Source organism: Tichowtungia aerotolerans (assembly GCF_009905215.1).
Taxonomy (GTDB): Bacteria; Verrucomicrobiota; Kiritimatiellia; order Kiritimatiellales; family Tichowtungiaceae; genus Tichowtungia; species Tichowtungia aerotolerans.
Window position 1 is genome coordinate 3039875 of record NZ_CP047593.1, and the last position, 21795, is coordinate 3061669.

Here is a 21795-nt window from a genome sequence, read left to right on the forward strand (position 1 = left end):
TCTTCAGGTTATGCGGAATTTTAACCGGATTTCATAGAAACCCTTAACCAGGAGGACGCAAATGAGCGCACCGACAACAAATCAGAAGCTACTTGATTGGGTAGCTGAAATCGAAAAAATGTGCACCCCGGACCAGGTGGTTTGGTGTGATGGATCGACTGAAGAGTACGATCGCCTGATGGACCTGATGGTCAGCACCGGAATGGCAATCAAGCTGAACGAAGAAAAACGCCCGAACAGCTACGCATTCAACTCCGACCCGTCCGACGTGGCTCGCGTTGAAGGTCGTACCTACATCGCTTCTGTTAAGGAAGAAGATGCCGGACCGACCAACAACTGGATTGATCCGGTTGAGCTGAAAAAAACCATGACGGAACTGTACTCCGGCTGTATGAAAGGCCGCACCATGTACGTGATCCCGTTCTCCATGGGTCCAATCGGTTCCGACATTGCTAAAAACGCAATCGAAATCACCGACTCTCCGTACGTTGTGGTTAACATGCACATCATGGCCCGCGTTTCCACCGAAGTCCTTCGTCTGATCGAAAAGAACGACGATTTCATTCCCTGCCTGCACTCCGTCGGTTCGCCGCTCGAAGAAGGTCAGGAAGACAGCCGTTGGCCCTGCGCTCCGATCGAAAAGAAATACATCGCTCACTTCCCGGAAGAAAACCTCATCTGGTCCTACGGTTCCGGTTACGGCGGAAACGCTCTGCTCGGCAAAAAATGTCTGGCGCTGCGTATCGCTTCCGCAATGGCCGGCCGCGAAGGCTGGATGGCTGAGCACATGCTCATCCTCCGCTTTACCAGCCCGGAAGGCAAACAGTACCACATTGCTGCTGCGTTCCCGTCTGCCTGCGGAAAAACCAACCTGGCCATGCTCCAGTCCACCGTTCCGGGCTGGAAAGTTGAAACCATCGGTGACGATATTGCATGGATGAAGCCGGGCGAAGACGGACGTCTCTACGCCATCAACCCGGAGGCCGGATTCTTCGGTGTTGCTCCGGGTACTGCTGAGTACTCCAATCCGATGGCTCTCGCAAGCTGCGCAAGCGATGCGATCTTCACCAACGTTGTTGTGACTGAAGACAAAGACGTTTGGTGGGAAGACATGGGTTACGACTGCCCGAACGGCGGCGGAACCGACTGGAAAAACAATCCTTGGAAACAGGGTGATGTTGACGCCGACGGTAACAAAATCAAAGGTGCTCACCCGAACAGCCGCTTCACCGCTCGTGCTGACCACTGTCCGGTTATCTGCCCGGATTGGGAAAACCCGGCCGGTGTTCCGATCGATATCTTCGTATTCGGTGGAAAACGGACGTCTGTGATGCCGCTCGTACACGAAGCTTTCGACTTCGAACAGGGCGTCTACATGGGTGCAACCGCATCCTCCGAGCCGACCGCTGCTGCGCTTGACCTCGGTAACGTAAGCCTGCGCTTCGACCCGTTCGCCATGACTCCGTTCATCGGATACCACGCTGGTGACTACATGCAGCACTGGTTCGACATGGGCGAAAAACTCGGCGACAAAGCTCCGAAGTGCTTCTACGTCAACTGGTTCCAGAAAGATGAAAGCGGCTTTGTTTGGCCTGGGTTTGGCGATAACAGCCGCGTTCTGAAATGGATGTGCGACCGTGTTGAAGGCAAAGTCGACGCAGTTGAAACTCCGATTGGTCTGATGCCGAAGAAAGAGGACTTCTGTTTTGAAGGTCTCGACCTGTCCGACGAAGCCTGGGAAAAACTCATGACCGTTGACAACGCTGAGTTCCTGAAAACTGTTGAAAACGCCAAAGAGTACCTCGCCAAATTCGGCGACAAGCTCCCGGCTAAAATCAGCGAGCAGCTCGAGAAACTCGAAGCTCGTCTGAACGCCTAATTTTCCAAACCTTGGAAAATACGAAAGCGCTCCGGTTCGCCGGAGCGCTTTTTTTGTGTTTCTTTGCAATCATTGGAACGGTTTCTTCCAAGGTTTGGAAATTGACCCTTGGGGCGGGGTAGTCTACTCTCTTTGCTTTTAAGAAACCGCGCAGAATAAGGATTTTATAGAAAATGGCTAATTCAGTTTTGATCGGGTCGCAGTGGGGCGACGAAGGCAAAGGTAAAGTAATCGATGTGCTCACCGAAAACGCAGACTGGGTGGTGCGTTATCAGGGCGGCAACAATGCCGGTCACACCGTGGAAGTGGGTGATCAGAAATATGTGCTGCACCTTACTCCGTCCGGAATTCTTCGTCCGACAGCAAAATGTGTGATTGGTAACGGTTTGGTCGTGGACCCGCTTGGTTTGGCTGAAGAACTGCAGGACCTTGAGAAACGCGGAATTTCCATCGATGGCCGTCTGTTCATCAGTGACCGCGCACACCTCGTGATTCAGTACCACAAAGAGCTCGACGGCGCCAAAGAAGCCAAGCTTGAAACGGGCAAAAAGATCGGCACCACCAAACGCGGAATCGGCCCGTGCTATTCCGATAAAGCGGACCGCAACGGTCTTCGTATGGGGGATGTGCTTGAGAATGATTTTGAAGCAATGCTGCGAGAGCGTATTGATGTTAAAAACAGCATGCTTGCTGTCCTCGGGGCTCCGGCTCTCGACGCCGATGCACTGGTCGCGCAGTACATGCCTGCCTTTGAATATCTCAAGCCGTTTATCTGCGATACCGTTCCGATGCTCAACGAAGCCATTCGCGACGAAAAACAGAATGTTCTGTTTGAAGGTGCGCAGGGTGTCATGCTTGATATCGATTTCGGAACATATCCCTTTGTCACCTCGTCCAGCACCGGAGCGGGCGGAGTTTCCGCCGGAGCCGGAGTACCGCCGCATTCCATCACGGATGTGATCGGCATCGTGAAAGCCTACACGACCCGTGTGGGAGAAGGTCCGTTCCCGACGGAACTGTTCGACGATGACGGTATGCAGCTCGCAAAGGTTGGTAATGAGTTCGGTGCCACAACCGGGCGCCCGCGTCGTTGCGGATGGTTCGATGCAGTCGTTGCTCGCTACTCTGCCATGATCGGGGGGGTCGACCGCTGGGCGCTGATGAAACTCGACGTGCTCGATGGGTTTGAAACCATCAAGGTTTGTGTGGCCTATGACTGCGACGGCGAACGGGTCGAAACCGTCCCTGCCAGCATCAGCAAGTTGGCCCGCTGCAAGCCGATCTATGAAGAATTTGAAGGCTGGAACTGCCCGACCACCGGCTGCACGTCGATTGATGAGCTGCCGGAACAGGCAAAAAAATATATCAAATGGATCGAAGGGCTGACCGGTGTTCCTGTTTCAATTCTGTCGGTTGGCCCGAAACGCGCCAGCACAATTGTTCTTGGCTAATTCAAAACAACCGGGACATTGAAACTGGAAATTCCAGAGCTCGAGACGGTGCCGACTCACGTGGCGATCATTATGGATGGGAATGGTCGCTGGGCCAATGAGCGCGGGTTGCCGCGCTTGAAAGGCCATGAAGAGGGCGCGCAGTCGGTGCTTGCTGTATTGAGAGCAGCAAAGGCTGTTGGCGTCAAATACCTGACTCTTTACGCGTTCAGCACAGAAAACTGGAAGCGTCCCAAAGACGAAGTCGACGGACTGATGACGCTGCTGGGCTCTTTTATGCAGAAGCATTCCCGGGAGTTTCTGAAAAATAAAATTCGTTTGCGGGTCATGGGCGAACTCGATCGGCTTCCCAGAGCGGTTCGGGGGGGGCTGTCCAAACTGATGAAGGAATCCGCAAAGGATTATGAGCACACGCTGATTGTGGCGCTCAGTTACGGCAGTCGCAAGGAGATTGCAGACGCGGCCAAGGCCATTGCCCGTAAAACGGCTGAGGGAGAGCTGGATCCGGACGCGATTACCGAAGAAACTTTTTCGCAGTATTTGTATCTGCCTGACGTGCCGGATCCGGAACTGATGATTCGCACCAGCGGCGAGTTGCGGTTGAGCAATTTCCTGCTCTGGCAGCTGTCGTATGCTGAATTTTATGTCACTGATACCTACTGGCCGGATTTTCGTGAAAAGGAATTTTTCCAGGCCTTGGAAAGTTTTGGTAAGCGGGGCCGGCGTTTTGGCGGCATCGTGACGCAATAAGGAGCTGTATGGATAAAAAACGAATTTTGCTTGGCCTGACGATTGCGGCCGTGCTGATTACGCTGCTGCTGATTGTGCCGGCCGGGAATCCGGCCGCTCTGGTTGTCTTTTTGGCGATTTGTGCTTTGGCGATGCGCGAGATTTATGCGCTGATGGCTAAAGGGAATATGCCGGCATCTACAGGGATGGGAATGACCAGCGGTCTGGTCTTTGTTGCGTTGACCTGGTGGGTATCCCGCTCGGACCAATGGACGGATAACGCATTATGGGCACTGCTGCTCGCGATTTTGATTGTTAATTTTTTCCGGTTGCCGCTCAGTCAAAGGGATGCGCTGAGGGCGATTCGCAATGCGCTGGGAACCTTGTTCGGTTTTATTTATGTTGCCTTTTTCTGGAGCTTTTTCGTGCGGCTTTATATGGAAGGGGACATCAGCGAGCCGGCTCGGGTTGCGTTTTATCTGCTGCTCGCGGTTAAGTGGGGCGATGCCGGGGCGTACTTCATCGGTTCCAGGTTCGGCAGGCACCGTCTTGCTCCTTCGGTTTCTCCGAAGAAGAGCTGGGAGGGGTTGTTGGGTGGCATTCTTTTCTCATGCGTGGTCGGGGTCATTTGGTGGATTGCCACCGATGGGACATTGGGACCATATTCTTTTCCGCTGTACCATGTGCTGATTCTGGGAGTGGTGCTTCCAATTATTGGAACGATGGGGGATTTGGTGGAGTCGTTATTTAAGCGGGCTGTGGACGTGAAAGATTCCGGGGCCATTGCACATGGTATGGGCGGCATGCTTGATATGATTGACAGTCTGCTTTTTACCGCGCCCTTTATGTACATCTACATTCAGATTTTCTTAGATTAGGATCCTCATGCTAGACATTCTTCTTTCCGGCTGGACGATTTTTTACAGTGTTGTTCTCGCGCTTTTCCTGTTCGGGGTGACCGTGTTTGTGCACGAATTCGGTCATTTTATCGTGGCGCGCAAATGCGGGCTGAAAGTTCTTACATTTTCGATCGGCTTCGGACGGGGAATCGTTCAGTGGGAACGCGGCGGCATCCATTATAAAATCGGATGGATTCCGTTTGGCGGCTATGTTTCGCTGCCGCAGCTCGATCCCTCAGGTATGGAACGGCTGCAGGGATCGGAAGACGCCGAGCCGCTGCCTCCGATTTCTCCGTGGAAAAAAATCGCGGTCGCGGTTGCCGGCCCGGTTGGGAATATTATTCTGGCCTCCTTGATTGCTGTGGCTATTTGGCTGGTGCCTGGTGATGATGCCGGATCTCAAATCCGCTCGCTGGTTGGTGCAGTTGAGACGAACAGTGCCGCTTATGCTGCTGGCTTGCGTGCTGGCGATGAAATCATTGCGGTTAATGGGACGACCGTTAAAACCTGGTACGATTTCAGTGTCGAGACTTTGTTGCAGGCCGAAGATACTGCTGCGTTGACTGTTTTGTCGGATGGCGTCGAAAAAACAATTGCTCTTCCTGTTGTAGAACGCGAAGGGGGGGAGCGTTTGGTGGATGGAATCTCTCCTGCGGTGCCATGCGTGTTTGGAGCTGTTTATTCGGACACTCCTGCCGAGCGTGCCGGATTGTTCCGTGGGGATGAGGTGCTCGCATTCAATGACGACCCAATCATCAGCTGGGATGATTTTACTGAGCGGATTCAGTCTATGAAGCCCGGCGAAAGTGCGAAGCTTACTGTCGTCCGGAAAGGAGAACCGCAGGTCCTGTCTATTGCCCCGGAATACAACGAAGAGTATGACCGCATGATGATTGGTGTTCAGCTGGGTGGCGGAAGCGGTATGCCCTGGATGCAGTACAAAAACCCGCTTGATCAGATTAAATACGATGCGCTGGCAATTGTTCGTGTGCTGCAGGCTTTGACGTCTCCGTCCGAGGCTCCGCAGGCCGCCAAAGGCCTGGGGGGGCCTGTGGCTATTTTTGATATGTTGATGCTGTCCATTAAAATGGGACTTCTTAATACGCTGGGGCTGATTCGCTTTTTAAATATCAACCTTGCCATTCTCAATTTGATGCCGATCCCAGTGTTGGACGGTGGGCATATTGTCTTTTCCCTGTGGGAGGGAATTACCCGTCGTAAAGTGAATGCAAAGGCGCAGGCCATTCTGGTGAATGCCTGTGCCATTCTGTTGATCGGAGCCATGCTTTTACTGACGGTTAACGATATTGACCGGAAGTTTCAGTTTAAGAAATTTTTCAGCAACCTGATCACCGGTCAGGCCGAAACAGTGAAGGACAGCGCTCCAGCAGAGGGAGAGTAATTTGGCCCGGTTTTATAAACCCGGAATTTTTCATGGCATGTCCAAAGGGCAGGCCGTTGGGTTTCTGGTGCTGATGGGGTTTGTGCTGTTTGTAGCCCTGCGGATTTTTACTCCGCCAACCGAAGTGGTTCAGCGGATTTCGTCGCCGGACGGCAGCCGCGAAGCGCGCCTGATGCTGGTTTATTACTATTCAGACCCCGGATACAAGATTGCGACCCGTTCCGGGCTGCTCTGGCATACGCGTCTGTATATGCCGGAATACAAAGACGGTTCCGCTGCAAAGCGAGAGGCCCTTTTGCGCTGGAGTGATGATTCTAAACAGCTTTTTTTTGAAATCAACGGGAAGCTGATTTGGAGCGACCGGTTTTAATCTAAGCTTAGGTCGCCGTAGATGCGGATGAGGTTGTTGTCTGTTGAGACATGCAGCTTTTTGCCGGGGAAGGCGGACGGGAGCTTCTTCTCTAATGATTGAAAGACCTGATTTTTGATCTGATCGCGGACTTCTGCAGGAATGTGTTTGAGTGTGGAAATGCGGATTTCGACGGTGTAGCCGGGGCCGTGTTTCGAGCCGATTCCTGTGGAGAATGCGGCGCCGATATTGAAGAGGCCGTCCTGTTCGGGGTTGGATGTGGTGCCTTCTTTCGGGCGGGAAGGGTGCAGCGGCCATTGGTCGTCATACTGCGCCTCCAGCTCACGGTCGATTTCATCAAATACTCCCTTGAGCGTTTGCTCCCACTGCATGGCTTTGTTGTGTCTCATGATGTTAAATACTTCAGATCGATGATTTCATGGAGTGACTGCTTGGTGTTACCAGGAGAATCAGCAGTGCGACCGTGCTGATACCGGGAATAAACAGCAGAATCAGAGCATCTTTAGTGAGTCCCGCGAGGGATGCAGATGTGACTAATGTAGTAGAGCATTCCGAAACACATAACCCCGATGAGAGTGTATAGGACAGCTACTATTATTGCGATCAAGGAGGGCCATGGAAGCTCCGCTAATGATTCATTTCCTATCAGAAGCAAAGGCGAAGTAATCAGCAGAGAAGAGAGGTTTATGAGAATCAAATAGACAAGTATCCTCCAGATGAATCCTCCGCGAGGAATGTATCGTGGAAATAGAAAGGCGTTTTTTAAGTCGTATGGACGATATTGCCTTTTGGGCTGTGGTGGGATTTTTATTTTCTTTAACTTGGCAAGCAGTATTAGCCCGAACCCAAGAGTGCATAGCATGAATATGATAACTGTTGCCCAAATGAGCGTGCGTTTATTGAGAGGATCTGAAATAAAATGCAGTAGCAGGCCGAATATAGCGCTTAGGACGCCTCCGACTGTTAATGTGGTTAGGTAAGCATAAATGCGCCATAAAACCGCATTTTTGTTTCGTTCTGTTGCAAGTTCTCCTGCTTTGTACATTACATAGATGATCGGCAGAAAAATGTAAGAAGCAAGCAGACTGTTCATGCTTTAAAATTATATTAAATTTTATAGTGGAAACAGTTCTTTTCGTTCCGAAGCTATCTGCACTGCCTACATCGTGTGACGGCGCATGGCGCGCCGGGCTTCCATGTCGGCGCTTTTCTTTTTGAGAGTCTCGCGTTTATCGACGGTGTCTTTCCCTTTGCAAAGCGCGATCTCGACTTTTACCCGACCGTTTTTCAGATAGACCTTGAGCGGAACGAGAGTCAGCCCTTTTTCACTGATTTTACTCTCGAGGCGCAGGATTTCTTTTTTGTGCATCAGCAGACGGCGAGGACGGGTCGGATCGTGGTTGAAGATATTTCCGTGCTCGTAAGGCTGTACGGTCATTTGGTGCAGTTCGGCCTGACCGTTTTTAATCTGCACATAGGCTTCGTCCACCCGAAGATGCCCCTGGCGAATGGATTTAACCTCAGTGCCGCACAGTTCAATGCCGGCCTCGAGTTTGTCCATCACATGGTAATCCCGAAAGGCCTTGCGGTTGGAGGCCAGTATGCCGGGGCCGGAGCCTGATTTTTTTTTCTTGGAAGCCATACAATAAAAATGCCGGGTCAGGTGACCCGGCCTACAGGGGAGCCGTGTAGGCCACGTGACCTCACGCGGCGCTCCATCTGTCTTTAGAGAACCACAGCAGGACCGTCATCCTCGGCGCCGGCGTCAAGATCTCCGAAAATATCGTCCGGCGGCTCAACGCCCATTTCAACGGTCAGTTTTCCTTCAACAATTTCTTTCAGGACAATGTCGTGGTTGTCCTGTTCCGGGTGGTCAGGTTTGACCATCGGGCGGGCACCGCGATTGAGCTGGCGGGTGCGGTACGAAACCAGGTTCACCAGTGTCGGCACGTTGCCGATTTTTTCCTGTGCTTTGGTCAGATATTCAAAATTCATGAGATTCTTCCTCTCCTATGGGGCATAAAAGCGAGAGACTATAGGGTTTCGGACGTGTTGAGTCAACCCATCCGTACTGCGTATTACGTATTTATTATTGCCTGCGGTGGAGCAGAATACGCAGCATTTTATGCGCAATAGAAAACCCCGTCCGCTGTAAGACGGACAGGGTTTTCCAATGGTCGGAACCGAACGGCTTACATCATGCCGCCCATACCGCCCATACCTCCCATTCCACCCATTCCGCTCATATCCGGAGCGGCCGGGGCGCCTTTTTCGGGCAGGTCGGTGATCATGCATTCGGTGGTCAGAAGCAGGCCGGCGATGCTGGCTGCGTTCTGCAGGGCCGAACGGGTCACTTTGGTCGGGTCGATGATGCCGGCGGCAACCATGTCGACGTATTCGCCGGTAGCGACGTTGTAACCGCTGACCTGTTTGCCTTTTTTGACATCCTGCACAACGATGGCGCCTTCGAGGCCGGCGTTGCTTACCAGCTGGCGAAGCGGGGCTTCGCAGGCTTTGCGAACAATGTCGGCACCCACGGCTTCGTCGCCTTCGAGATCCATTTTGTCCAGGACTTTCTGTGCGCGGATGAGGGCAACGCCTCCACCCGGAACAATGCCTTCTTCGGCCGCGGCGCGGGTCGCGTGCAGTGCATCTTCCACGCGGTCCTTTTTCTCTTTCATTTCGGACTCAGTTGCAGCTCCGACATTGATGACTGCTACGCCGCCGCCGAGTTTGGCCAGGCGTTCCTGCAGTTTTTCGCGGTCGTAGTCCGAAGTGGTTTCTTCCATCTGGCGGCGAATTTGGTCGCAACGTGCGCTGATGTCGGCTTTTTTGCCTGCCCCGTCAACGATGACGGTTTCGTCTTTGTCCACAGTAACGCGTTTTGCGGTGCCGAGGTCGTCGAGCGTAACGCTTTCGAGGGTGATGCCGAGGTCTTCAGTGATGAATTTTCCGCCGGTCAGGATGGCGATATCTTCCATCATGGCCTTGCGGCGATCGCCGAAGCCCGGAGCTTTCACGGCGCAGACGTTGAGCGTTCCGCGCAGTTTGTTCACGACGAGGGTCGCGAGCGCTTCGCCTTCAATGTCTTCTGCAATGATCAGGAACGGTTTGCTGGTTTTAGCAACGTTCTGAAGCAGCGGAAGCATATCCTGCAGGTTGGAGATTTTTTTCTCGAACAGGAGGATGTACGGATCTTCCATGGCCACTTCCATCTCTTCGGCGTTGGTTACGAAGTACGGAGAGAGATAGCCTTTGTCAAACAGCATCCCTTCTTTGACTTCGAGGTCGGTGGTGATGGATTTGGATTCTTCGATCGTGATCGGCCCGTCGTTGCCGACTGCGGCCATGGCGTCTGCAATGATTTTACCGATTTCAGCATCACCGTTGGCAGAGATGGTTCCGACCTGAGCGATTTCTTCGTTGGATTTTACTTTTTTGCTCAGTTTTTCCAGCGCAGCAACCAGCTCGGCCGTGGCTTTGTCGATGCCGCGCTTGAGGCTCATCGGGTTGGCGCCGGCGGTGACGTTTTTAATTCCTTCGCGATAGATGGCTTCAGCCAGCACGGTGGCGGTGGTGGTACCGTCTCCGGCAATGTCGCTGGTTTTGCTGGCGACTTCGCGAACCATCTGTGCACCCATGTTTTCGAATGCATCTTCGAGTTCAATTTCCTTTGCAACTGATACACCGTCTTTGGTGACAGCCGGGGAGCCGAACTTTTTGTCGAGGATGACGTTGCGGCCTTTCGGTCCGAGGGTTACTGCAACTGCTTTTGCCAGCTTTTCGACACCTTTCAGCATCGCTTCGCGGGCATCCACATCGAATTTCATCTGTTTAGCCATAATTGTTTCTCCTTAAATTTAAAGGTTAGCCGATCACTGCGAGAATGTCGTCTTCACGCATGATCTGATATTCTTTACCGCCCATTTTGACTTCGGTTCCGCCGTATTTCGGCATCAGAACGGTGTCGCCTTTTTTGACGTTGAACGGAACAACTTTTCCATCATCGTCGAGTTTGCCGGTTCCGAGCGCAACCACAACGCCTTCCTGCGGCTTTTCTTTTGCGGTGTCGGGGATAATGATTCCGCCTTTTTTCACTTCCTCTTCTTTGAGAGGCTCGACCAGTACGCGGTCACCTAACGGTTTAATCTTCATGGATGTTACTCCTCCTTTTTGGGGTTATTGGTTAGCCGTTACTGACAGCCGGTCGCCGACAGATCAACGGTTGCTGATCGCCTGCAGCCGGCCGCCATTAACTAAATTATTTCTCGTCGTCCATTTTGTAGTCAGCGTCGATCACTTCGCCGTCGGCCTGTTTTTCGCCGGCCGGTTCGTCGGCATCCGGGGCACCCTGCGGGGCGTCCTGCGGAGCTTCCTGCTGGGCCTGCGCATACATTTCGCTTGCGGCGGCCTGCATGGCGGCGTTCAGCGCTTCCATGGCGGACTTGATCTGCTCATCATCGTCGGCTTTCAGGGCTTCCTTAACCGGCTCGACCATCTTCTCAACTTCCGCTTTTTTCGCATCATCGAGTTTGTCGCCGTTTTCCTTCAGGAATTTTTCAGTCTGGAAGACCGCGGCATCCGCCTGATTGCGCAGATCGATTTTTTCTTTCGCCTTTTCATCTTCCGCGGCATGGGCTTCAGCGTCTTTTACCATTTTATCGACTTCGTCGTCGGACAGTCCGCTGGACGCGGTAATGGTGATATGCTGTTCCTTGCCGGTTCCGAGATCTTTGGCTTTCACGTTCAGGATGCCGTTGGCATCGATGTCAAAGGTCACTTCAATTTGCGGTACACCGCGCGGTGCCGGCGGGATGCCGTCGAGCTGGAAGTGTCCGATGGTTTTGTTGTCCCGGGACATTTTCCGTTCACCCTGAAGCACGTGGATATCTACTGCAGGCTGGTTGTCGGCAGCCGTCGAGAACACCTCACTCTTCTTGGTCGGGATCGTGGTGTTGCGTTCGATGAGCGGGGTGGAGATTCCGCCGAGCGTTTCAATGCCGAGCGTCAGCGGAGTGACGTCGAGCAGAACCACGTTCTGGTTTACGTCTCCGGAAAGGATTCCGCCTTGAATCGCGGCGCCGGAGGCGACCACTTCATCCGGGTTGACTCCTTTGTGCGGATCCTGTCCAAAATGTTCTTTAACCATTTCCTGAACGCGCGGGATCCGGGTTGATCCGCCGACCAGAATCACTTCGTGGATGTCGCTGCCGGATACTTTGGCGTCGGTCATACAGTCGTGAACCGGTTTCTTGGTGCGGTCAACCAATGCGTCAACAAGCTGCTCGAACTTGGAACGGCTCAGGGAGACATTCATGTGTTTCGGGCCGGAGGCGTCTGCCGTAATGAACGGCAGGTTGATGTCGGTGTTCTGCGAGCTGGACAGTTCGCATTTGGCTTTTTCGGCAGCTTCCTTCAGGCGCTGCAGGGCCATCGGGTCAGAGGACAGGTCCACGCCCTGTTCGCTTTTAAACTCGGCCACGAGCCAGTCAATGATTGCCTGGTCGAAGTCGTCACCACCGAGGTGCCCGTCGCCGTTCGAAGCGTTTACTTCGAAGAATCCGTTATCGATGTCGAGAATGGACACGTCGAAGGTTCCGCCCCCGAGGTCGTAGACCACCACTTTTTCTTCGTTTTCTTTGTCGAGGCCGTAGGCGAGGGTGGCGGCGGTCGGCTCGTTGACGATACGCAGTACTTCGAGACCGGCAATCTTACCGGCGTCTTTGGTTGCCTGACGCTGGGAGTCGTTGAAGTAAGCCGGAACGGTAATGACGGCCTGTGTGATTTTTTCGCCGACATAGGCTTCTGCATCCGCTTTCATTTTCTGCAGGATCATTGCAGAGATTTCCGGCGGGGCATAGGTTTTGCCGTTGATTTCAATGTGGGCATCACCGTTTTTGGCTTTGACCACTTTGTAGGGCACCAGGTCGATTTCATGGGCAACTTCTTCGAACTTTCGGCCCATGAAACGCTTCACTGAAAAGATCGTGTTGGTCGGGTTGGTTACCGCCTGACGTTTCGCGGCCTGACCCACCAGTCGTTCGCCGTCTTTGGTAAATGCCACCACAGAAGGGGTGGTCCGTCCGCCTTCAGCGTTCGGAATGACAGTGGATTCCCCACCTTCCATAATCGCCATACAGGAGTTGGTTGTCCCGAGGTCGATTCCCAAAACTTTACTTGCTGCCATAATTGCACTTCCTTTCTTAATAAATTCAATTGGACCGCTGGTCGAATTACGCCCCACTAGAAAGCACGAGGCGTGCCTGTTTGTGCGTGTTTGTTGTTAGTTTCTATCTGACAGTTGTTTATAATTTTGTTGGTTCCGGAGGTTGGAAAATTAATCGCGCAATATGTCCCGCATTGATCAGCTTGCGAGTCAAAATGGCGCACATTTCCAAGGTTTGGAAAAAGTGTGCGAGCCTATGCAATAGGCTATTTTTCGAAAATGGCGTCGAGATCTTCGAGCTGATTCAGCAGGTAGGCCTTCATGTCCTGAATGGCGGTGTTGTAGATCTCCGGACCGAGCTTTTCGACGAATGCATCGAGAATCTGATCGGCTTTGAAATCGCTGAGTTCTTCGTCGAAGTCATCCAGAAACATGGCGATGAGTTTTTGGCGAAGCTTATTTTTTTGCTGCGGAGAGAGTTTTATTTCCATTATGGGTCATTTGAATGATTAGGGTTTCTGAGGCAGTTTGTATGAAATGTTTCCGTCGTTGACCGTGATATAGCGTTTCCGTTTGAGCTCATCAATCAATGCGTTCAGCTCTTTTTCCTGAAGCTTTTCTGTGAACAGTGAATTAATCGTATTGCGCAGGGTTTTCTCTTTCCGGGGTCTGGATTGTCCGCGCCCGGTCAGGTTTTTGACGATCGCGGAAATTTTTTCATCACTGCTGGTGGCGGCCGACATGCGCAGGACCGGAATTTCGGCCAGATCCTTTTCCCGCTGAATATGGATTTTGCGGGCTTTGAAATGTTTGATGAGCGGGTCGAAGCCGGTGTCTTTGGAAATGATATGGAAATAAGCTGACGGATCTTTCGCGGCCAGTTCTCCGATGTAGGCGGCAATGTGAAAGTCGAGGGCATTTTTTCCGTTGCCGGCAATCTTGATGTACCTGGCATTTTGGCCGAGCCGCTGCATGGCTTCGGCAAGGTCGTACGGAACCTTGGCCTGGTTGGCGCCGACAAAAACCAAAACCCGGAAGGGATGTTTGGAAAGAATCTCCAGATTCTTCGGTTGAACATTTTCGAAGTCGATCAGTACATAATTCGCTGAATGTCCGTTATTCATCTGAACCTCCGCAGGTTGTTGCCGCGCAGATTACAGGCTTTTTCCAAACATTGGAAGCCGGGGTTTCCCGTTTAAAAGAAACAGGTTTTCAGACCTTAATATTCAATCTAGGCTTTGAATGGCAGCCTGGCGGACGGACTCTTCGGAGAGGGTGTCGCTAAAATTCCATCAGGAGGCAGAATTCGTTGACCCGGAAGGGTGTCATGTCTGATTGTCTTAAATCTTTCAGGGAGTGTGTCCAAGCTGTTTTTTAAAAATCCACCTCGGGGCTTTGATTCCGGAGCGGATTTGTCTATCGTTGCGGGCTTTTTGATGGGGAAAACCATGAGTGTAAGAAACATAGCGGTATACGACACAACGCTTCGCGACGGAGCGCAGGCGGAAGGAGTTTCTTTTTCCGCAGTCGCCAAAGTTCAGGTTGCCAAACGGCTCGACGAGTTCGGCATTACCTACATTGAGGGCGGCTTTGCTGCGTCCAACCCAAAAGATATGGAGTTTTTCCGGCTGATTAAAACGGTGCCGCTTAAACACTCAAAAATTGCGGCATTCGGATCGACTCGTCGCGCCAATACAGCTCCCGAAGAGGATAAGGGCCTCGCGGCGCTGCTGGAGGCCGATACGCCGGTCTGCACCATTTTCGGAAAAAGCTGGCTGCTGCATGTGACCGAAGTCCTGCATACCACTCCCGAAGAAAATCTGGCGATGATTGCCGACAGCGTCCGCTTCCTGAAGGAACACGGCAAAGAGGTGATCTACGATGCCGAACATTTTTATGACGGATATAAGGATGATCCGGAATATGCGATGGCTGCGCTGAAAGCGGCGGCAGATGCCGGAGCGGATTGCCTGGTGCTGTGCGAAACCAACGGCGGTGCGCTGCCGGAAGAAGTTGCGCAGATTACCAAAGCAGTGGTTGATGCATTCGGGATCCCGGTGGGGGTTCATACGCACAATGACGGCGAACTCGGCGTCGCCAATGCGCTGGCCGGCGTGAATGTCGGAGCTGTTCATGTGCAGGGAACAATCAATGGAATCGGCGAGCGGGTTGGAAACTGCAATCTCAGTTCGGTGATTCCGAACCTGATGCTCAAAATGAATCTGGAATGTCTTCCGAATGCGAAAAATCTCAAACAGCTGCGGGCGCTCAGTCAGTTTGTGTATGAGCAGGCTAATATGCGGCCGTTGACTAAACAGCCGTTTGTCGGCGAGAGCGCTTTTGCGCACAAAGCGGGAATGCATGTGGATGGCGTGCGCAAGGTGTCGCAGAGCTTTGAGCACATCAATCCGGAGTTGGTGGGCAATCAGCGGCGCATTCTGATTTCCGAGCTCTCCGGTGCCAGCAATGTGTTCCTGAAGGCCATTGAAATGGGACTTGAGGTGGATCGCAAGTCGCCGGAAGTCAAAAAGGTGCTTAAGCAGCTCGAGCAGATGGAAAAAGAGGGCTACGAATATGAATCTGCCGATGCCTCGTTCCAGATGCTGATTAAAAAAGTCCTCAAGAAGCATAAGCCGTTTTTCGATCTGGAAGGGTTCCGTGTGATTAATGAGCGGCACGATCCGGAAGAGGGGTGTCTGTCCGAGGCGACCGTTAAGTTGCGCGTCGGGGACGATGTTGAATTTACTGTGGGTGAGGGCGATGGTCCGGTGGATGCATTGAACCAGGCGCTGCGCAAGGCGCTGGTTCGTTTCTATCCGGTGATTGCCGATGTGGTGCTCAAGGATTATTCCGTACGCATCCTTGATCCGGAAGAGGCGACGGCCGCCAAAACCCGTGTGCTGATTGAATCCGGAGACGGCTCAAACACCTGGGGAACAGTGGGCGTTTCGGAAAATATTATCGAAGCCTCATGGGAAGCCCTCGTGGATTCCGTTGAGTACAAACTGTTCCTTGAAGAGGAAAAGAATAAGAACTGATTTTCCAATGCCTGGAAACTCTGGTGCATAGAGGCGCATGTTTTTCCGGACATTGGAAACAAAGGGATTTTTAAGATGAGCGAATTATCAAAAAACTACGAACCGAAAAGCGTTGAAGAAAAGTGGTATGCCAAATGGCTGGAGGATAAAGCGTTTGCGGTGCAGCCGTCGGACGAAAAAGATCCGGCCACGATTGTGATTCCGCCGCCGAACGTGACCGGCATTCTGCACATGGGCCACGCCCTCAACAACACGATTCAGGATGTGCTGATTCGCTGGTGGCGCATGCAGGGTAAAAATGCGTTGTGGGTTCCGGGAACCGACCACGCCGGAATTGCCACGCAGAATGTCGTTGAGCGCAAGCTGGCCAAGGAAGGCAAAAGCCGCCATGACCTCGAGCGAGAACCGTTTCTGAAAGAAGTCTGGGCATGGAAAGAGGAGTACGGCAGCACGATCATCAACCAGCTCAAGAAGCTCGGCTCTTCCTGTGACTGGGACCGCGAGCGCTTTACGATGGATGAAGGTCTCAGTAAAGCCGTTCTTGAAGTGTTCTGCCGTCTCTACGACAAGGGGCTGATTTATCGCGGTAATCGTATTATCAACTGGTGTCCGCGCTGCACGACGGCTCTTTCCGATGAAGAGAGCGAGCATGTGGAGTCGGAAGGTGCGCTGTATCACATCCGCTATGCGGTTAAAGACGAAAAACATAAAATTGTGGTGGCAACGACCCGCCCGGAAACGATGCTGGGTGATGTTGCCGTTGCGGTCAGTCCGCGCGACAAACGCTACGCGGATCTGGTCGGCAAAACGCTGATCCTTCCGATTCTGAATCGCGAGATCCCGGTCATTGCCGACGAATACGTTGATCCGGAGTTCGGAACCGGCTGTGTGAAAATCACGCCGGCCCATGACCCGAATGACTTTGAAATGGGACTGCGCCATGGACTGGAGCAGATCAATGTGATGGACGACCACGGTGTGATGAATGCCGAGGCCGGGCCGTATGAGGGAATGGACCGTTTTGAATGCCGCAAGCAATTGGTCGAAGACCTGAAGGCTGGCGGGCTGCTTGAGAAAGTGGATAAGCATATTCATGCAGTCGGCCATTGCTATCGCTGTTCAACCGTCGTCGAGCCGCGCCTGTCGCCGCAGTGGTTTGTCAAAATGGAGCCGCTGGCCAAACCGGCGATTGAAGCGGTTCGCACCGGGAAGATTCGTTTCGTTCCCGAACGCTGGAACAAGGTGTATCTTGAATGGATGGAAAATATCCGCGACTGGTGCATTTCGCGCCAAATCTGGTGGGGACACCGTATTCCGGTTTTTTACTGCGACAGCTGCGGTCATGAATGGGCTGCCAAAGACACTCCTGCGACCTGTCCGACTTGTGGCGTGCACAACATCCGTCAGGATGAAGACGTGCTCGACACCTGGTTCTCATCGTGGCTTTGGCCGTTCAGTGTGTTTGGCTGGCCGGAACAGACCGAGGATCTGAAGCATTTCTATCCGACCCAAACCATTGCGACTGCCCCGGAGATTCTGTTCTTCTGGGTGGCGCGCATGATTATGGCCGGTCTCGAATTTATGGGTGAAATTCCGTTCGATACGGTTTATTTCCACGGGACTGTTCGCGACGATCAGGGGCGTAAAATGAGCAAGTCGCTCGGCAACTCGATCAACCCGCTCGATATTATTGAAAAGTACAGCGCCGACGCGCTGCGTTTCAGCCTGATGATGCTGACGGCGACCGGGCAGGATGTGTACATCAGTGACGAAAAATTTGAACTCGGCCGGAACTTCTGCACCAAAATCTGGAATGCCGCACGCTTCATGCAGATGAATGCCACATCGGATGTTCCGGTTGATCCGGAGCAGATCGATCTCGGTGCGATGTCGCTCAGTCCGGACGATCAGCATATTATCGCCAAACTCAGCGAAGCGGTGAAGAAGACAGAAACCGCTCTGGAACGCCACCGCTTTAACGATGCTGCTCTGGCAATGTATGACTTTATGTGGCATGACTACTGCGACTGGTACGTTGAGTATTCCAAAGGAATTTTCCGGGGCGAAGATCTGCAGCGGAAACAGGATGTTGAGCAGGTGATGCACTATGTTTTCTCTTCTGCAGTTCGCCTGCTGCATCCGTTCATCCCGTTCATCACGGAAGAGCTGTGGCATGGGATGGGATATAACATTTCCAGTGAGTCGGTGCAGACGGCACCGTGGCCAAAAGCATTTTCGTATGAAGACCTGTCGGGCTTCGGTGTTGTGAAGAAAATGGTTGAATACGTTGATGCGAAACACGATCTGATCCGCACCGGCCGCACCTTGCGCAGCGACTACAACCTGACTCCGAGGCAGCAGGCGAAGTTTGTAATCCGTCCTCCGAAAAAAGAGATCGGGGATCTGCTGCGGGCTGATCTGGTGTCTGTTTCTGCACTGCTCGGTGCGGAAAGCATTGAGGTGGACCGCGACTACACCCCGGAGGGGGCGATGCCCAGCGGAATCAGTCAGCTCGGCGCAGTTTATATGTCGATCGAAGGGCTCGTTGATGTGGAGGCCGAAGTGGCGAAGCTCCAGAAGCAGCTCGCCACGGTTGAAAACGGAATTTCCGGAATCAGCAAAAAGCTTTCCAACGAAAACTTTGTCAAAAAAGCTCCGGCCGATATCGTTGCCGGCGAAGAAAAGCGCAAGGCGGAACTGCTTGAAAAACGTGATAAAATCCAGAAGCTGATCGATACGCTGTCTGCCTGAGGTTGCTTATGAGTACACTACGACCTAAAGCCCAGCGGCTTCCTCAATGGTTGCGGCGCCCGATTTCGACCGATCAGGATTATCCCGATGTGAGCAAGCTGCTGGGAAGTCTTCAGCTCAATACGGTTTGTGCCAGTGCGAAATGCCCGAATCGGCATGAGTGCTGGAACCGCGGGACCGCCACGATCATGATTCTGGGCAATACCTGCACGCGCAACTGTCGCTTTTGCAATGTCAACACCGGACGGCCGGAGCCGATCGATACGGATGAGCCGGCCCGGGTTGCAGAAGCAGCTAAGCGGCTGAACCTGCGGCATGTGGTGATTACCAGCGTGACCCGGGATGATCTCCCGGACGGTGGAGCGCAGATTTTTGCCGACACCATTCGCGCGATCAAAGGCGTGTTGCCCGAGGCTTCGGTGGAGGTGCTGACTCCTGACTTTGTGGAACATCTGGATGTTGTTCTGGATGCCGAACCGCTGGTGTTTAATCACAATTTGGAAACCGTCAGGCGGTTGCAGGAAACGGTTCGGCCTCAGGCCAGCTACGAGAAATCTCTGAAGACACTGCGCTATGCAGCAGAACGAGGCGGTGTGCTGGTGAAATCCGGACTGATGCTCGGATTGGGAGAAACCGATGAAGAGGTTTTTCAGGCATTGGAAGATTTGTATTCTGCCGGCGTCCGCCTGTTGACGCTGGGGCAGTATCTGGCTCCGACCCGCGAACATCATCCTGTTGAACGCTTTATTTCTCCCGAACATTTTGATGAACTGGCAGCACGAGCCCGGGAGATGGGATTTGAAGGCGTGGCGGCCGGTCCGCTGGTCCGGTCCTCCTATCGGGCGGATCAACTGGTAGCGAAAGAAAACTGATGGGAACTATTCTTCAGCGGAAAGAGGTTGAACGGGTCGCGGTGCTGATCCCCGCTTTCCGGGAAGAAAACAGTGTCGCGGAAGTTGTGATCGAAGCGCGCCGTTATCTGCCCGATGTCATTGTGGTGGATGACGCTTCCGGAGACGAAACCGCACAGCGCGCGGAGCAGGCCGGGGCCACCGTAATTCGTCGCGCGATCAATGGCGGAAAGGGCGCTGCGCTGACTGAGGGGTTTCAGTATATTCTGGATCAGGGCTTTGATGCCGTGATTGCATTGGATGCTGATGGCTTTCATGATCCGAACCAGATTCCAAAGTTTCTGGAAACCTATCATCGAACCCGCATTCCTGTGTTGATCGGGAGCCGGATGGCAGAACCTCAAAAGGTCCTGCCGGTACGGCGCTGGAGTATTCGGATGATGAGTTACTGGCTGAACCGGTTAATGCATGTGTATGTGCCGGACCCACCCTGCGGGTTCCGTTTTTATCGTTGTGATGTGCTGCCGTTTCTTCTGGAAACCGGTTCATCGCTGCCGGCGGAGTTTGAAACGCTGTTGCATATTGCTTCGCGCCGGATCCGGGTTGGTTCTGTGCGGATCACAAAAAAACCGCATCGTCATAAAAGCTGGATTTCGCCGTTTCGAGACATCATCCGGTTTTTTAAGGTTCTGCGGAATTTCTACCGAAAGAAACGGGAAGAAGCAGCCCGGCTTCGCGCTGCTTCCGAAGAAGACAGAATTTAGTTTTTGCGGGCAGCAGCAGTCTCTACGAGAATGATAGCAATGATTCCCAGAGCCATCATAAGCAGAGCGCAGGCGGTCGCTCCGCTGAGCTGAGGCAGGCTGTAGGTGTAGCCAACCACCTTTTCTTTGACCGCGTCGCCATCCTGGAAGATTGTGACAACAGCTTCTTTCCATGGCCACAGCACGGCCAGGGACCCGAAAATAAATCCGGTCAGCAAAGAAACAGTCTGGTCATGAAACCGCTTGAATACCCATGAGAGAAATCGGGCAAACAGAAGGAGTCCCGTTCCGGCTCCGACGGCAACGGGCAGCAAAACCGCGAGGTTAAGATCGTTGACCGCTTCGATCATGACCAGTTGGTAATTTCCCATCAGCAGAAGAACATAAGATCCGGAAAGCCCCGGAAGGATCATGCTGCACATCGCAATCACGCCGCAGAGAATCAGATAGGGGATCGATGCATTTTCTGCCGCCGGCTCCATGAATGCAATCGCTGCCGCCAGAGCTGTTCCGGCGATGAACAGCAGAACCACCGGCAATGTTACCCGCTTGATCCGTTTGCCGACAAACCAGACGGAGGCCAGAATCAGCCCGAAAAAGAAGGCCCACACTAATACCGCATAATGGTCGAAAAGATATTCAAGCAGTCGGGCAATACTGAGAATACTGACGACAATGCCGATTCCTACCGGGATGAGGAATCCCAGATTTGTATGTGTTGCAAACTCGCGGAATTTTCCGGAGGCAATCAGTTTCAATGCCGTCAGGTCGAACGATTTGATGGCATAGATGAGAGGTTCGAAAATACCGGTCAGTAAAGCCATCGTTCCGCCGGAAACTCCGGGAATTACATTTGCTGCGCCCATCAGCATGCCTTTGGCGGTCAGGGAAACTTTTTCTTTCATGAAACCTTTCGCGTGATTAAAAGGCTCAGTAGTACGGGGTTGACGTCAGAAAGTCAATCTGTGATCTTTTCAAGTTATGTGGGCTAGCAGGGGCCGGTTCGTCCAGAAGGTTCCCGTTCTCTTAAGCTGCTTGGAAAGATGCCGGCGACGCGGTTTTTCTGCCACAGCCGCTATGAACAGCGATGAAAATGGCTGTTGAATGTTTTTTGACTTGGGTGAGTGGATTGATTAGCTTTTTACCAATCAAGGAGCAGGAATATGAATGACGAACAGATTTTAGAAGCGGTTGAGAAGATCATGGCAGAGGAAGTCAGTCCGGCATTGGCCAGTCATGGCGGCGGAGCTGAAATCGTAACCGTGAAAGACGGCAAGGTGTATGTGGAACTGCAAGGCGGCTGCCGCGGATGTATGGGGGCTCGTATGACGATGAAAAACGGAATCGAGCGACTGCTGAAAGAGCGCGTGCCGGATGTTGTGGAAGTGATTGACGCAACCGACCACGACGCATAAACCGTTTTTCCAATGCTAGGAAAAAGTTGAGCCGGAAGTTTCCAGTGTCTGGAAAATCCGGCTTTTTCTTTTCGGAATGC

20 protein-coding genes are annotated in these 21795 nt (G+C 52.8%); 11 read left to right on the forward strand and 9 right to left on the reverse strand.

All coding sequences use genetic code 11. The features are described 5' to 3' along the window. Positions 1-61 precede the first annotated feature (61 nt). From GT409_RS12450 to GT409_RS12475, 6 genes are all read left to right on the forward strand, one after another. Positions 62-1879: a phosphoenolpyruvate carboxykinase (GTP) gene (locus GT409_RS12450; protein WP_160629394.1), complete on the forward strand. Its 1818-nt coding sequence runs from the start codon at positions 62-64 to the stop codon at positions 1877-1879. Between the two features lie 173 nt (positions 1880-2052). Next, positions 2053-3330 (forward strand): adenylosuccinate synthase, encoded by a 1278-nt coding sequence (locus GT409_RS12455; protein ID WP_160629395.1) that lies wholly within the window; start codon positions 2053-2055, stop codon positions 3328-3330. An 18-nt stretch (positions 3331-3348) separates the two neighbouring features. Further along, a complete protein-coding gene (locus GT409_RS12460; RefSeq protein ID WP_233231555.1) occupies positions 3349-4080 on the forward strand; it encodes an isoprenyl transferase in 732 nt (243 codons plus the stop codon). 8 nt (positions 4081-4088) lie between these two features. Continuing rightward, positions 4089-4937, forward strand: coding sequence for a phosphatidate cytidylyltransferase (locus GT409_RS12465; protein ID WP_160629396.1), 849 nt, complete (start codon positions 4089-4091; stop codon positions 4935-4937). Between the two features lie 7 nt (positions 4938-4944). Next, positions 4945-6360 carry an RIP metalloprotease RseP gene (gene rseP / locus GT409_RS12470; RefSeq protein WP_160629397.1) on the forward strand — a complete coding sequence of 472 codons (1416 nt, stop codon included), beginning with the start codon at positions 4945-4947 and terminating at the stop codon, positions 6358-6360. Between the two features lies 1 nt (position 6361). Next, the gene (locus GT409_RS12475; RefSeq protein WP_160629398.1) at positions 6362-6730 is read left to right on the forward strand and encodes a hypothetical protein; all 369 of its coding nucleotides are present in this window, start codon (positions 6362-6364) and stop codon (positions 6728-6730) included. Here GT409_RS12475 and GT409_RS12480 read toward each other — a convergent pair. From GT409_RS12480 to GT409_RS12515, 8 genes are all read right to left on the reverse strand, one after another. Continuing rightward, positions 6727-7119 carry a hypothetical protein gene (locus GT409_RS12480; protein WP_160629399.1) on the reverse strand — a complete coding sequence of 131 codons (393 nt, stop codon included), beginning with the start codon at positions 7117-7119 and terminating at the stop codon, positions 6727-6729. The genes GT409_RS12475 and GT409_RS12480 overlap by 4 nt on opposite strands. 770 nt (positions 7120-7889) lie before the next feature. Continuing rightward, positions 7890-8372 carry an SsrA-binding protein SmpB gene (gene smpB / locus GT409_RS12485; protein ID WP_160629400.1) on the reverse strand — a complete coding sequence of 161 codons (483 nt, stop codon included), beginning with the start codon at positions 8370-8372 and terminating at the stop codon, positions 7890-7892. Between the two features lie 83 nt (positions 8373-8455). Further along, positions 8456-8725 carry a DNA-directed RNA polymerase subunit omega gene (locus GT409_RS12490; protein WP_160629401.1) on the reverse strand — a complete coding sequence of 90 codons (270 nt, stop codon included), beginning with the start codon at positions 8723-8725 and terminating at the stop codon, positions 8456-8458. A gap of 197 nt (positions 8726-8922) precedes the next feature. After that, entirely contained in the window at positions 8923-10572 is a 1650-nt protein-coding gene (gene groL, locus GT409_RS12495) for a chaperonin GroEL (RefSeq protein ID WP_160629402.1), read from the reverse strand. Positions 10573-10597: 25 nt separating this feature from the next. Continuing rightward, on the reverse strand, positions 10598-10885 hold the full coding sequence (gene groES / locus GT409_RS12500; RefSeq protein ID WP_160629403.1) for a co-chaperone GroES: 288 nt from the start codon (positions 10883-10885) through the stop codon (positions 10598-10600). Positions 10886-10991: 106 nt separating this feature from the next. Beyond that, a complete protein-coding gene (dnaK, locus tag GT409_RS12505) occupies positions 10992-12917 on the reverse strand; it encodes a molecular chaperone DnaK (RefSeq protein WP_160629404.1) in 1926 nt (641 codons plus the stop codon). A 245-nt stretch (positions 12918-13162) separates the two neighbouring features. After that, positions 13163-13387 carry a DUF2164 family protein gene (locus GT409_RS12510; protein ID WP_160629405.1) on the reverse strand — a complete coding sequence of 75 codons (225 nt, stop codon included), beginning with the start codon at positions 13385-13387 and terminating at the stop codon, positions 13163-13165. A gap of 18 nt (positions 13388-13405) precedes the next feature. Beyond that, positions 13406-14020: a PIN domain-containing protein gene (locus GT409_RS12515; RefSeq protein ID WP_160629406.1), complete on the reverse strand. Its 615-nt coding sequence runs from the start codon at positions 14018-14020 to the stop codon at positions 13406-13408. A 324-nt stretch (positions 14021-14344) separates the two neighbouring features. Here GT409_RS12515 and cimA point away from each other — a divergent pair, with 324 nt between their 5' ends. The 4 genes from cimA (at position 14345) to GT409_RS12535 (ending at position 20300) form a co-directional block, all read left to right on the forward strand. Then, positions 14345-15934, forward strand: a complete 1590-nt coding sequence (cimA, locus tag GT409_RS12520) for a citramalate synthase (protein WP_160629407.1) — start codon at positions 14345-14347, stop codon at positions 15932-15934. Between the two features lie 75 nt (positions 15935-16009). Continuing rightward, the gene (locus tag GT409_RS12525; RefSeq protein ID WP_160629408.1) at positions 16010-18685 is read left to right on the forward strand and encodes a valine--tRNA ligase; all 2676 of its coding nucleotides are present in this window, start codon (positions 16010-16012) and stop codon (positions 18683-18685) included. Positions 18686-18693: 8 nt separating this feature from the next. Beyond that, positions 18694-19557: a lipoyl synthase gene (gene lipA / locus GT409_RS12530; RefSeq protein ID WP_160629409.1), complete on the forward strand. Its 864-nt coding sequence runs from the start codon at positions 18694-18696 to the stop codon at positions 19555-19557. After that, the gene (locus GT409_RS12535; protein ID WP_160629410.1) at positions 19557-20300 is read left to right on the forward strand and encodes a glycosyltransferase family 2 protein; all 744 of its coding nucleotides are present in this window, start codon (positions 19557-19559) and stop codon (positions 20298-20300) included. Before lipA ends, GT409_RS12535 begins: the two co-directional genes overlap by 1 nt. Here the strand turns inward: GT409_RS12535 and GT409_RS12540 are convergent. Next, positions 20297-21205, reverse strand: a complete 909-nt coding sequence (locus GT409_RS12540) for a DUF368 domain-containing protein (RefSeq protein ID WP_160629411.1) — start codon at positions 21203-21205, stop codon at positions 20297-20299. The genes GT409_RS12535 and GT409_RS12540 overlap by 4 nt on opposite strands. A 258-nt stretch (positions 21206-21463) precedes the next feature. Here GT409_RS12540 and GT409_RS12545 point away from each other — a divergent pair, with 258 nt between their 5' ends. Further along, entirely contained in the window at positions 21464-21715 is a 252-nt protein-coding gene (locus GT409_RS12545; protein ID WP_160629412.1) for a NifU family protein, read from the forward strand. The last annotated feature ends 80 nt before the right edge of the window (positions 21716-21795 follow it).